This window comes from Nocardia niwae NBRC 108934 = DSM 45340 (genome assembly GCF_001613465.1).
Lineage (GTDB): Bacteria > Actinomycetota > Actinomycetes > Mycobacteriales > Mycobacteriaceae > Nocardia > Nocardia niwae.
Genome location: NZ_BDCK01000049.1, coordinates 1 through 12355, shown reverse-complemented (window position 1 = coordinate 12355; position 12355 = coordinate 1). Strand labels below are relative to the sequence as shown.

The 12355-nt window shown below is 69.3% G+C and carries 13 protein-coding genes; 4 read left to right on the top strand and 9 right to left on the bottom strand.

From position 1 onward, the window contains the following. Positions 1-98: 98 nt before the first annotated feature. Positions 99-1124, bottom strand: coding sequence for a YlbL family protein (locus NNI01S_RS29990; protein WP_218019281.1), 1026 nt, complete (start codon positions 1122-1124; stop codon positions 99-101). A 127-nt stretch (positions 1125-1251) separates the two neighbouring features. Between NNI01S_RS29990 and NNI01S_RS29985 the strand changes: the two genes are divergently transcribed. From NNI01S_RS29985 to NNI01S_RS29975, 3 genes are all read left to right on the top strand, one after another. Continuing rightward, positions 1252-2661: a zinc-dependent metalloprotease gene (locus NNI01S_RS29985; protein ID WP_063024478.1), complete on the top strand. Its 1410-nt coding sequence runs from the start codon at positions 1252-1254 to the stop codon at positions 2659-2661. An 84-nt stretch (positions 2662-2745) separates the two neighbouring features. Continuing rightward, complete coding sequence (locus NNI01S_RS29980) at positions 2746-3621, top strand: hypothetical protein (protein ID WP_063024393.1); 876 nt, start codon at positions 2746-2748, stop codon at positions 3619-3621. 48 nt (positions 3622-3669) lie between these two features. After that, positions 3670-5013, top strand: coding sequence for an ABC1 kinase family protein (locus NNI01S_RS29975; RefSeq protein WP_063024476.1), 1344 nt, complete (start codon positions 3670-3672; stop codon positions 5011-5013). A 264-nt stretch (positions 5014-5277) separates the two neighbouring features. Here NNI01S_RS29975 and NNI01S_RS29970 read toward each other — a convergent pair whose 3' ends face one another. The 6 genes from NNI01S_RS29970 to NNI01S_RS29945 all read right to left on the bottom strand — a co-directional run bounded on the left by NNI01S_RS29970 (position 5278) and on the right by NNI01S_RS29945 (position 9834). Further along, positions 5278-5601: a WhiB family transcriptional regulator gene (locus NNI01S_RS29970; RefSeq protein ID WP_435825111.1), complete on the bottom strand. Its 324-nt coding sequence runs from the start codon at positions 5599-5601 to the stop codon at positions 5278-5280. 135 nt (positions 5602-5736) lie between these two features. Further along, complete coding sequence (locus tag NNI01S_RS29965) at positions 5737-6075, bottom strand: hypothetical protein (protein ID WP_063024391.1); 339 nt, start codon at positions 6073-6075, stop codon at positions 5737-5739. A 106-nt stretch (positions 6076-6181) separates the two neighbouring features. Beyond that, entirely contained in the window at positions 6182-8329 is a 2148-nt protein-coding gene (locus NNI01S_RS29960) for an ATP-dependent DNA helicase UvrD2 (RefSeq protein WP_063024389.1), read from the bottom strand. 168 nt (positions 8330-8497) lie between these two features. After that, positions 8498-8962 (bottom strand): MarR family winged helix-turn-helix transcriptional regulator, encoded by a 465-nt coding sequence (locus NNI01S_RS29955; protein WP_063024387.1) that lies wholly within the window; start codon positions 8960-8962, stop codon positions 8498-8500. Between the two features lie 9 nt (positions 8963-8971). Continuing rightward, on the bottom strand, positions 8972-9415 hold the full coding sequence (locus NNI01S_RS29950) for an EVE domain-containing protein (protein WP_063024385.1): 444 nt from the start codon (positions 9413-9415) through the stop codon (positions 8972-8974). Further along, on the bottom strand, positions 9412-9834 hold the full coding sequence (locus tag NNI01S_RS29945) for an SRPBCC family protein (protein WP_063024383.1): 423 nt from the start codon (positions 9832-9834) through the stop codon (positions 9412-9414). Before NNI01S_RS29945 ends, NNI01S_RS29950 begins: the two co-directional genes overlap by 4 nt. A 114-nt stretch (positions 9835-9948) precedes the next feature. Here NNI01S_RS29945 and NNI01S_RS29940 point away from each other — a divergent pair, with 114 nt between their 5' ends. Further along, positions 9949-10179: a mycoredoxin gene (locus NNI01S_RS29940; protein WP_157115098.1), complete on the top strand. Its 231-nt coding sequence runs from the start codon at positions 9949-9951 to the stop codon at positions 10177-10179. 43 nt (positions 10180-10222) lie between these two features. Here NNI01S_RS29940 and nudC read toward each other — a convergent pair whose 3' ends face one another. Both nudC and NNI01S_RS29930 read right to left on the bottom strand, forming a co-directional pair. Further along, complete coding sequence (nudC, locus tag NNI01S_RS29935; RefSeq protein ID WP_063024379.1) at positions 10223-11128, bottom strand: NAD(+) diphosphatase; 906 nt, start codon at positions 11126-11128, stop codon at positions 10223-10225. Positions 11129-11174: 46 nt separating this feature from the next. Continuing rightward, complete coding sequence (locus NNI01S_RS29930; RefSeq protein WP_063024377.1) at positions 11175-12230, bottom strand: potassium channel family protein; 1056 nt, start codon at positions 12228-12230, stop codon at positions 11175-11177. Positions 12231-12355: the final 125 nt, after the last annotated feature.

Genomic DNA, 12355 nt, shown 5'->3' with positions numbered 1-12355 from the left:
GCGCGCGGTCCGCGCCGGCGGTGCGGCCCGCACTCTTGCGGGCGACTACCCGGTCGCGCCGAGCGCCCGGGACGGTTCCCCGGCCGCACGGTGCGGCATCACCCGCAGCTCACCGGCTCCTTGCCCGCGCTGATCTCGTTGAGCGACTGCACCGCGCCGGTGAGGTTCTCGACGCGCACCAGCCGCAGGCCGTCCGGGGTCCGCTGCTTGGCTTCGTTGCAGTTGGCGGCGGGAACCAGGAACGTCTCCGCACCGGCCTCCCGCGCGGCCATCATCTTGTACTGGATGCCGCCGATCGGGCCGACCTTGCCGTCCTGATCGATGGTTCCGGTGCCCGCCACGAATTTGCCGCTGTCCAGCTCGCCCGGCGTGAGCTTGTCGATAAGGGCCAGGCTGAACATCAGGCCCGCCGAGGGGCCGCCGATGTCGGCGAGATTGAAGGCCACCTGCAGCGGCGGGCGGGCGCCCTCGCCCGGTGTCACGCCGAGATAGCCCTTGGCCGGGTCGTCGGGGCGGGTGCCGAGGACGATCGTCGCGGTCTGCTCGGCGTTGTCGCGGCGGTACACCACGGTCAACGTGCTACCGGGCGCCTGCGACGAGACCGCGGTGACCACGTCCTTGGGCGCCGTCATGGGCGTGCCGTTGATGGCGATCAACTCGTCGCCCGCGCGCAGGACGTCACGGGCGGGCCCGTCGTCGGCCACCTTGCGCAGCAGCACGACCGTGGGCAGGTTCAGGAAATGCAGGGCGGCGACCTCGGCGTTGCCCTCGGAATCCTTGAAGTCCTCCTGGTTGGACTTGTCGATCTCCTCGCGGGAGACGCCGGGCGGATAGACCTCCGAGCGCGGCACCAGGCCGTGCTTGCCGCTGGCCCAGAAGCCGAACGCTTCGAAGATGCTCAGCCCGTCCCGCACCGACACCGTGGTCATGTTGAGATGGCCCGTGGTCGGATCGACCTCCGTGCCCCGGACATCGACGACTTCCTTGCCGTCCACTTGGCCGAGGGTGTTGAAGGTGGGGCCGGGACCAAGTGCGACGAACGGCACAGTCAGCACACTGCCGACGACACCCAGCACGAGCACCGGGATCAGAGCGGCCACCAGGGTGAGGATCCGACGATTCACCCGGACCACAGTAATGACAACCGGCGGCGCGAGGCGCCGGAGGCGGTCATTTCACCCGGGCGCGCCGTCACCGGTTTCGCGCCGCGCGAACACGGGGACGCTGTGCTACACGCGTAACGTGAAGGGCATGAACGACCTCCCCTTCGGATTCTCGAACCGCGACGACGACGATCGCAAGCGCGGTGACGAGCCGAGCGGTCCCGGCCCGAACGATCCGTTCGGTTTCGGTATCGGTGGGTCCGGTGCCGGCGGATTCGACCCGGCGCAGCTCGGGCAGATGCTGACCTCGCTCGGCCAGATGCTCAGCGGTATGGGTCAGCCGGGTTCCGCGCAGGCCGGGCCGGTGAACTACGACGTAGCCAAGCGGCTGGCCCGCCAGCAGCTCGGCTCGGCCGTCGCCCCGGTTTCCTCCGGCGCCGCGAGCGCCGTGGCCGACGCCGCGCACCTGGCCGAACTGTGGCTCGACAGCGCGACCACCCTGCCCGCGGGCGCCACCAAGACCGTCGCGTGGACCGCCAACGACTGGATCGAGCAGACCCTGTCCACCTGGCAGCGCCTGTGCGACCCGGTCGCCGAGCAGATCTCGGGGATGTGGACCGCGGCGCTGCCGGAGGAGGCCAGGCAGTTCGCCGCGCCGATGGTCGGCATGCTGGGCCAGATGGGCGGTCTCGCGTTCGGCTCGCAGCTCGGCCAGGCGCTCGGTCAGCTCGCCAAAGAGGTGCTGACCTCCACCGACATCGGCCTCCCGCTCGGGCCCACCGGCACCGCGGCGCTGCTGCCCGCGGCGATCTCGGAGTTCAGCGCGGGACTGGAGCAGCCGGAGAGCGAGATCCTGGTGTTCCTCGCCGCGCGGGAAGCCGCCCATCAGCGCCTGTTCGCGCACGTGCCGTGGCTGCGCCAGCAGGTGCTCGGCGCGGTCGAGGACTACGCGCGCGGCATCAGGATGGACTTCTCCGCGATGGAACAGGCCGCGCAGGGCATCGACCCGATGTCGCTGACCGATCCCGCGAAGCTCGAGGAGATCCTGGCGCAGGGCACGTTCGAGCCGCAGACCACACCGGAGCAGAAGCAGGCGCTGGAACGCCTGGAGACGCTGCTGGCGCTCATCGAGGGCTGGGTGCAGGTGGTGGTGGCCGATGCGGTCGGCGACCGGTTGCCCGGCGCGGGCGCGCTGGCCGAGACGCTGCGCAGGCGGCGGGCCACCGGCGGCCCCGCCGAACAGACCTTCGCGACCCTGGTCGGTCTCGAGTTGCGTCCGCGCAAGCTGCGCGAGGCGGCCGCGTTGTGGCGCAGGCTCACCAACGACGCGGGCGTGACCGCGCGCGACCGCGTGTGGGCGCACCCCGATCTGCTGCCGGATTCCGACGATCTGGACTCCCCCGCGGGCTTCATCGACTCGGTGATCGGCGGCGGCGCGGCCGTGTTCGACGATCCGCTCGCGCAACTCGCCGAAACCGAGGCGCGCGAGCAGGCCGCGCGTGAGCGCACGGACGACAGCGGGCCCGACCTGGGCAAAGAGGGCGGCGCATCGTCCTGATCCACGCTGTGGACGAACCGAAACCCTGTGGATAACTGGGGTTTCGGCACGAGTCGCCCTGCACGCGGTTCGCATACTGATGACATGACAACGATGCGTCGTGGTCCGCGATTGCGTCCGCGGGTGACCGTGCTGGTCCGCCCGAGCGGTGGCGTGCAACTCGGGTGCGATCCCGAGACCGCGATGGTCCTCGATCCGGAAGGTATGGACGCGCAGACCGTCGTCGCGTTCCTCCGCCTGCTCGATGGTCTGCGCACCAAGCCCCAGATCATCTGGCGAGCCGGAGAATGCGGGATCGACGCCGACCGCGCTGTGGCATTGCTCACGCTGATCGACGAAGCCGGGCTGCTGGAGCATCCGCAGGAACGCGCCGCGCAGGTGCGGGCGGTGCGGGTGCACGGGCTCGGTCCGCTGTCGGACGCGGTGTCGGCCGGGCTGCGCGCGCTGGGGGTGCGGCCGAGCCGTTCTCGCGACCATCCCTCCGGCGCGGCGACGGTACGGTCCTGGGGAGCGGACCTCGTTGTGCTCGCCGACACACTGATGCCCGATCCACGGCTGGTCAGCGACTTGGTGCTGCACCGGATTCCGCATCTGCAATTGCGCATCCGGGACAACAAGGGCGTCATCGGGCCGTTGGTGCTGCCCGGCGCCACCAGCTGCCTGCGCTGCGCGGATCTGATCCGCGCGCAGAACGACGCCGAGTGGCCGCACCTGGCGGCACAACTGCTGGGCCGCGTCGGACACGCCTCCCCCGCCGGGATCGCGGCCACCACCGCGGTTGCTCTGGGCGAGCTGGAGGCGATCATCGACTGTTCGCCGCGGCGCCCGCCTGCCACGTTGGACGCCACGCTGGAACTGGATCTGGATTCACACGTCCTCGATCGGCGCGGATGGAACCGCCATCCCGACTGCGCGTGTAGGCACGTTTCCGCAGGACACAGCCTCGAAACCCGGCAGTGATCAAGATTGCGATGGCCGATCGGCCGGTTCGTCCGCCATGATGGGTACGTGTCTGAGATCGTGCGCCGTCGCTCGTCCCGCAACGCCAAGTTGGCCAAGATTCCGCTCGGCATCGCCGGTCGGGCGGCCGTGGGGTTCGGCAAGAAGCTCGCCGGAGGCGACCGGTCCGAGATCAACGCGCAACTCAACCAGAAGGCCGCCGAGCAGTTGTTCACGGTGCTGGGTGAGCTGAAGGGCGGCGCGATGAAGTTCGGGCAGGCACTCAGCGTGATGGAGGCCGCGGTTCCGGAAGAGTTCGGCGAGCACTATCGGGAGGCGCTCACCAAGCTGCAGGCGGCCGCGCCGCCGATGCCCGCCGCCACCGTCCACCGGGTGCTCGACCAGCAGCTCGGCACCCAGTGGCGCACCCGCTTCCGCGAGTTCGACGACAGCCCGGCCGCCTCGGCCAGCATCGGGCAGGTGCACCGGGCGGTGTGGTCGGACGGACGCACCGTCGCGGTGAAGGTGCAGTATCCCGGCGCCGACGAGGCGCTGCGCGCGGACCTGAAGACCCTGTCCCGGATGTCCGGTCTGGTCGCCTCCGTGATTCCCGGTGCGGATGTCAAGCCGATCCTCGCCGAGATCACCGAACGCACCGAGGAAGAGCTGGACTACCGCAACGAAGCGGCCAACCAGCGTGCCTTCGCCAAGGGTTTCGACGGACACGGCGAGATCGTGGTGCCGAAGGTGGTGGCGAGCGCGCCGAAAGTGATCGTCACCGAATGGCTGGACGGTGTCGCCGTCTCCTCGATCATCAAGCAGGGCGCCGAGGATCCGGCGGGCAGCCTCGCGCTCCGCAACCGTGTCGCTGGACTGATGGGCCGATTCCACTTCTCGTCCCCGGAGGTCGTCGGGCTCCTGCACGCCGACCCCCATCCGGGCAATTTCATGATGCTGCCCGACGGCAGGCTCGCGGTGATCGATTTCGGCGCCTGCGCGCCGATGCCGGACGGCTTTCCCCCGGTGCTGGGCCGGATGCTGGCCCTCGCGGTCGAGGAGCGCTTCGCCGAACTCACCGAACTGTTGTACGACCACGGCTGGGTGATCCCCGGCCGGGTGGTCACCCACCAGGAGATCGCCGACTACCTGCGGCCGTTCACCGACCCGATCCAGACCGACTCGTTCCACTTCACCCGCAGGTGGATGCAGCGGGTCGCGGGAAAGGCCTCGGAGTTGTCCAGCCCGGAAATGAAAACCGCACGGGCGCTGCAGCTTCCCGCGGAATACGTGATGATCTTCCGCGTGCTCGGCGGCTCCGTCGGCATCCTGGCGCAACTCGACGCCGAGCTGCCGTTCATGCAACTCGTCCGCACCTGGATGCCCGGCTTCAGCGAGGAGCGCACCGCTTCCTGAGATCCCCGGATCGGGCACGTGGGTGCTCACGCGCGAGTGCTGGTAGGCCCCCGTGTGCATCCGGCAGCGCCGCGTCGATCGGCGCTCAGCGTTGATCGATGCGGCGTGGAGAAGGTGTAGACGCCTGATATCGGATCAACGCAGAGCAGCCGCCCACCGGGCGACGGTGGGCGGCTGGTCTGCTTTCTCGTTCGTTGGCTCGGCCCGTGCCGGGACCGACCGAATCGAGCACATCGACCGGAGGGAGGGAAATCACTCCCCGGCTCATGCCGGGACCGCGACCTTGCGCGGACGACCGCGGGGCCGCTTGCGGGCGATCACGACACCCTGGTCGAAGATCTCCCCGCCCCAAACACCCCACGGCTCACCACGATCCATGGCGGCGCTCAGGCAGCCTTTGCGGATCGGGCAGGTCGCGCACAGCGCCTTGGCCTGCTCCAACTGGACCGGGCTCTCGGCGAACCAGAGGTCCGGGTCTCCAGCACGGCAGGGCAGGACCTTGGTGATCTCCTGGGCCCGGGTAGTCGGCGCCACGGTTCGGCATGTCACGTCAGTAGTGGCCTGCGGCCAACCCTGTGCGGTGAACACGTCGTTCTCCTTCAGCTCGTTTGCAGCGGTTCGTTTGTTGTGCGAAACCGGTGCCGGTCGGCTGAAGGGCCGGAGAATACTGGCCACGGTTTCGCTGTCGTGCGATCCGTGGCCAGGAGGTCGGGGAGGAGTTCCCTACCTAGGTCGACATCTGTGTCGAGTCCTGATCACGGTCGCTGGGTGTGCGGTGCGGAGGCGTGCTGCCCGCGGATCCGCCGGCTCGAAGCCGACTTCGTCCGCGAAGACACCGACTGCTGCCTCGGCAGCCGCCGGGTGCCAGCCCGCGCTGGGCTTGCCCTGGATCTCGGTACGGATAGACGTGTGCATCGCAACGGAATTCACTTGCGTGCCCGACGTGCCGAACGCACCGATTCCGGACAGACCGATCCCCTGCAAGGCGAGGATCCCCCGGGAGGCCGCCATGGGCGCATAGACCGCAACGCCACTGGCGCCGAAGTTCATGATGTTGTCCACTGCTCTGCCTCCCTCCTGTACTCGTTCGGTAACTGTGCGCGCCGAGATGCCCTCCCGGTGCGTGAATCCACCATAGGCAAGATCGTCGAGCGCGACAACCTATTTTCTACCTGCGGTTTTGTGACGTCGATCGAATCCGGGACGCGACGATGGCCAGTACGTCGGCGCCGAATTGGTCGATCTTCTTCGCGCCGATGCCGGCGATCGCGGCCAAGGCGGCGTCGTCGGCAGGCAGTTGTTCGGCGATCGCGGTGAGTGTGGTGTCGGTGAACACGACGAATTCGCGGACCCGCAACGACTCCGCCTTCTCCGCACGCCAATCCCGCAGCGCCGCAAGCAATTCGGTGTCCAGTTCGGCCGGGCAGCGGCGGCAGCGGCCGAGCATGGTCGCGTACGTGCCGATCAGCGGTTTGGCGCAGACACGGCAGGTCGGGCGGACGCCGTTCGCGGCCGACGGCGGGGCCGCGATCCGCGACGCGGGCGAATCGTCGGGGACGAGGCCGTTGAGGAACCGGGAACGGCGCCGGGTACGCCTGCCGCCTTCGTTCCTGGCCAGCGCCCAGGACAGCCGCAGATGCTCGCGCGCCCTGGTGACTCCGACGTAGAGCAGACGCCGTTCCTCCTCGAGCGCCGCCGCGTCGGCGACCGAGCCGTCGTCGGCGAGGACGTGCGCGATCGGCATGGTGCCGTCGGAGAGGCCGACGAGAAACACCGCATCCCACTCCAGCCCTTTGGCGGCGTGCAGGGAGGCCAGCGTGACGCCCTGCACGGTGGGTGGGTGCCTTGCCTCGGCGCGGGTCGCGAGCTCACGCAGCAGTCCGGACAGGTCGAGCCGGTCGTCGTGGCCGACCAGTTCTTCGGTCAGCCGCACCAGGGCGACCAGCGCGGCCCAGCGTTCACGCGCCTGGACGCCCGCCGGCTCGGTGGCGGTGAGGCCGACCGGCGCCAGCACCGCGCGGACCAGGGTGACCAGGGCACTGCCACTGCGCGCCTGGTCGGGCAGGTCGTCGCGGGACGCGGCCTGCCGCAACGCCTGCACGGCCTGCCTGACCTCCGCACGCGCGAAGAAACCCTCGCCCCCGCGTACCTGGTAGGGAATGCCGCGCTCGGTGAGCGCCTGCTCGTAGCTCTCGGACTGGGCGTTGATCCGGTAGAGCACGGCGATCTCGGCGGCCGGTGTGCCCGCCTGGATGAGCCGGCCGATCGCCTCGGCCACCGCCGCGGCCTCCGCGGGCGCGTCGTCGTATTCGGCGAACACCGGCTCCGGTCCGTCGGCACGCTGGCCGATCAATTGCAACCTGGTACCCGCGATGCGCCCGCGCGCCGCTCCGATCACCCGGTTGGCCAGCGACACCACCTGCGGGGTCGAACGATAGTCGCGTTCCAGGCGGACCACCGTGGCCTCGGGGAAGCGACGCGAGAAGTCGAGCAGGTAGCTCGGGGTGGCGCCGGTGAACGAATAGATGGTCTGGTTGGCGTCGCCCACGACGGTCAGGTCGTCGCGGTCGCCGAGCCACGCGTCGAGCACACGCTGTTGCAGCGGGGTGACGTCCTGGTACTCGTCGACGACGAAGCTGCGGTAGCGGCCGCGGAACTCGTCGGCCACGGCCGGATAATCCTCCAGAGCGGCTGCCGTATGCAGCAGCAGGTCGTCGAAATCCAGCAGCAGTCCGTCCGGAGTCGCCTTGAGTTTCTCGTAACCCGCGTAGACATCGGCGACACGTAGCGCCTCATAGGGCGTCTCGCGCCGCTGCTTCGCGACCGCCGCCACGTAGTCCTCCGGCGCGATGAGCGAGCCCTTCGCCCACTCGATCTCGCTCAGCAGGTCGCGGACGCTGTCGGTGGCCGTGGACAGCCCGGCCCGGTGCGCCGCCTGCGCGACGATCGGGAACTTGGCATCGATCAGCCGCCAGGGCACGTCACCGACGATCTGCGGCCAGAAATACTTCAGCTGCCGCAACGCCGCCGCGTGGAACGTCCGGGCCTGCACCTGGGTCGCTTCGCCGCCGAGGCCGAGCGCGCGCAGCCGGGTGCGCAACTCGCCCGCCGCCCGCGCGGTGAACGTCACCGCGAGCACCTGATCGGCCTTGACCTGCCCCTGCGCGATCAGATGCGCGATGCGATAGGTGATGGTTCTGGTCTTGCCGGTACCCGCGCCCGCGAGCACACACACCGGACCGCGCGGCGCGCGCACGGCGGCGGCCTGCTCGGGATCGAGATCTGCGAGGTCGACAACGGGCACGCGGACCATCATGACAGCGCCCACCGACAGGCACGGTGGCGCCTTCGCGCCCTTGCGGTCGGCTCGCCTCGCGCTCCACCTGAGGCGTGCCGCAGCCGTACCACGGATGACGAGGTGATCGCCCGGCCTCCGGAGTCCGTCACACGCCGGGCAGCGGGAACGACAGGACTTCCGGACGGATCAGCGGTCGCGCAACAGCCGCAAGGAACGGACGAAGGCGCTGGCCCGGCCGTCGAGCGGGCCGAAGAACTCCGCGTCGCACGCTTCCACCGCCACGATGGCCCGGTTGACCAGCGCTACGCCGGCATCGGTGGCGACCAGGGCCTTGGCCCGGCGATCGCTCGGGTGGTCGCGGCGGTCGATCAGCCCCTTTTGCGCCAGCGCGCGCAGCACCTGGGAGGTCATCATCGGGTCGGTGGCGGCGTACTCGGCCAGGTCACGCTGCCGGACCGGATCCGCGCGGCCCGCCGCGAGATAGGTGAGCGAAGCCAGCAGCACGAATTGCACATGGGTCAGGTCGAACGAAGCGAGCGCCGCACGCTGCGCCGCCTGCCAGCGATTGGTCACCTGCCACAGCAGCAGGCCGGGGCTTTCCTCGGCCGTGCGGAACCTGGAGCGCAGCCTTCCGTCCCCCGCCTCGTGCATCGGCCTCCCTCACTCGTCCGTCATCGCGCGCGCGATCAGCGTGTAGTCGTGCGGGCTGAGTTCTATCAGGCCGCGGCGCAGTAGCATTCCCCAGTTCGGCACGCTGGTGAATTCCAGCTCCTCGCGCAATGCCTCGATCGGGGTCTCGCGCGCCCCGGCTCGGTAGCTGACCGCACGGCGCCAGGGCTGGAAGCAGCCGCCGTCCTGCGGGTCGGCCTGCCAGGCCGGACGGTCGTCGATAGCGCCGATCGCGGTGAACGAACGCACCGGCGCGCCCGCGCGCATGCCCTCCCGCGGCGAGTAGTAGACCAGTCCGTCGCCCGGCCGCATGCGTTCCACGGGCGCACGCTTGCCGTGGTTGGCCTGGGCTATGCCCAGCTCGACACCACGCCGGACGTGTTCGCGGGACACGACGGCCAGCCAGTATCTCGAGCCGGAGCCTGCGCCGCTCACGCCGCAACCCCCTCGGCGACGGCGACCAGTGCGTCCAGGTCGGGCTGCACGGATGCGGCCGAGCCCGCGCCCAGGATTCTGGTCCACAGCCATCGCAGTGGTCCGTCGATCAAGACGGTCACCGTGACCGTGGTGCCGCCCTCGGCAACGGTGATCTCGTGGGCGAAGGTGAGCCGTGCGCCCAGCAGCCGGGATACGTCGACGAACTCGCGGTCGGTGAGGCGGGTGACGACGAACCGGATGTTCGGACCGCCCTTCGGCCGCAACGTCCCGGTGACGCCCTCGGCGAAGGGTCCGTCCAGGCGCGCCCACTCGATGTCGGTGTTCCATTCCGGCCAGGTCGGCATGTCCGCCCAGCGGGCGAAGAAGGCCGTCGGCGGCGCACTGGAGGTGGCGTGCGCGGTGGCGATAATGGTCATGCATTTAGTATGCGCGCATACTAAATGGTGCGCAAGACCACTGGTTCGAGTTGGAACAGTGAGCACTCCTCCGGCGTTGCAGTGTCCGTGACTGACGCGAACCCCACCCTGACGATGTACTCGACCACCTGGTGCGGCTACTGCCGCAGGCTCAAGAAGCAGCTGGACGAGGCGGGCATCACCTACGTCGAGATCGACATCGAAGACGATCCGGCGTCGGCCGAGTTCGTCGGCAGTGTGAACGGGGGCAACCACGTGGTGCCCACCGTGAAGTTCGCCGACGGCTCCACCGCGACGAACCCGTCGCTGGCCACCGTCAAGCAGGTTCTCGCCGGACTGTCCTGATCGGCCGACGCGCGCGGGTCGCATGCCCCCGCGCGCGGGTGCGCTAGTCGAGCGCGGCCCAGGACTCGATGATCGTGCGCGCGATGGAGATCGAACCCGGCAGCAGCAGCTGCGCGCCCTCGTCCCGCTTCGACCAGTCGCCCACCGCCAGCGCTTCGCGCACCTGCGCGCGGGTGAACCAGGCGGCTTCGGCGATCTCCCCGTCGGAGAAGGTCAGCGGTTGTTCGGGATCGGCGACCGCCGCGAAGCCGAGCATGAGCGAGCGCGGGAACGGCCACGGCTGGCTGCCCAGATAGCTGATCTCGCGCACGTCGAGACCGACTTCCTCCCGCATCTCCCGCTCCACGCACCGCTCCAGCGACTCGCCCGCCTCGACGAATCCGGCCAGCAGCGAGAACAGCGAGGTCGGCCAGCTGCTCTGGCGGGCGAGCAGCACCCGTTCACCGCCGTCGTGGATCAGGCAGATCACCGCGGGATCGATGCGCGGGAACTCTTCGTAGCCGCTCTCGGTGAGGCGTGACCATCCGCCCTTCGCCGACACGGTCACCGCACCGTCCGCGCCGTGGAAACCGGCCTTGTCGTGCCAGTTCAGCAGCGCGAGCGCGGTAGAAAGCAGCCCAGCGGTGCGGTCGTCGACGGCGTCGCCCGCCAGCACGCGCAGATCGGTGAGCGTGCCCTGCAGCTCCGGATCACGCACCGCCCAGAGATGAACGCCGTCCTCGACACCGAGGAACACCGCCGCCGGGCTCGGCTCCGCCGACAACTCCAAGGCCGGTTCCAGCAGCAGCACGCCGTCCTCCAAGCGCACCTGCCCGCGGCGGTTGATACGCAAGAGTTTGGCGGCGGCCCACCCCTCCTTCAGAGCCTGCGCATCACCTCGAATCTGCTCGGCCCGGTCGATCACAGAGCGGGACAGCAGCGGAACGCCATTGAGCTGAAAAGCCGACACGATTCGAGACTATCGCGCCGGAGCTACCACCCGGCTCGCGGCGGGGTCACTTACCCGCCCGGCGGATGTACAGCAGTTTGTCGCCGGCCTCGACCGCGTCGACTTCCGGCTCGCCCACCCGGTAGAGCACCCCGTTGCGCACCACGCCGAGGACGATGTCGCTGAAATGCCGTGGCGAGCCGCCGATCTCGGACGACTCCACCTCGCGTTCGGCGACGGCGAAGCCCTCCTCCGGGGTGAGCAGGTCTTCCATCATCTCCACGACCGTGGGCGTGGTGGTCGCGATCCCGAGCAACCGGCCCGCGGTCTCCGACGACACCACCACCGAATTCGCGCCGGACTGCCGCACCAGGTGGGTGTTCTCCGCCTCCCGGATCGACACCACGATCTTGGCGGCCTTGTTCAGCTCCCGCGCGGTCAGGGTGACCAGCACGGCCGTGTCGTCCCGATTGGTGGCGACCACCACCGAGTCGGCGTTCTGCGCACCGGCCAGCCGCAGCACGTCGGACTGGGTGGCCGAACCGTGCACCGTGACCAGCCCAGCGTTCGCGGCCGCCTCCAAGGCGACCACGTCGGTGTCGACCACCACGATGTCGGCCGGCTGCACCCCGTCGCCGAGCATGGCGTCGATCGCGGTCCGCCCCTTCGTGCCGTATCCGACGACCACGGTGTGATTACGCACGGTGTGCCTCCATCGCTGAATCTTGAAAGCCTGCCGGGAACGTTCGGTCAGCACGCTGAGTGTGGTTCCGACCAGGACGATCAGGAACAGGATGCGCAGCGGGGTGATGATGACGATGTTCGCCAGCCGCGCCTCCGGCGTCACCGGATGGATGTCGCCGTACCCGGTGGTCGACAGCGACACCGTCGCGTAATAGAACGCGTCCAGGAACGACAGTTCGTTGCCCGAGTTGTCGTGGTAACCCGAACGCCCGAGATACACCACCAGCGCGGCCAGGAACAGCAGCGCCGTCGCGAACAGCACCCGCCTGGTCAGCGAAATCCACGGACTGGTCTGCACTTCCGGGATACGCAGCACACCGACCAGGGCGAAATCGGGACGACTGGCCAGCCCGAGGCCGCGCGTTCGCTCACCGAACACCGGACACACCTGTCATCGCGTCGGTCATTCCCGGTATTCCTCGTCCCTCCGGCACAGCAGGGGAGCCTACTGTGTTTGTTTTGCCAGCGCCTGCGGCGCTGGGTGTTCGCGGCCCCTTTGTGGCT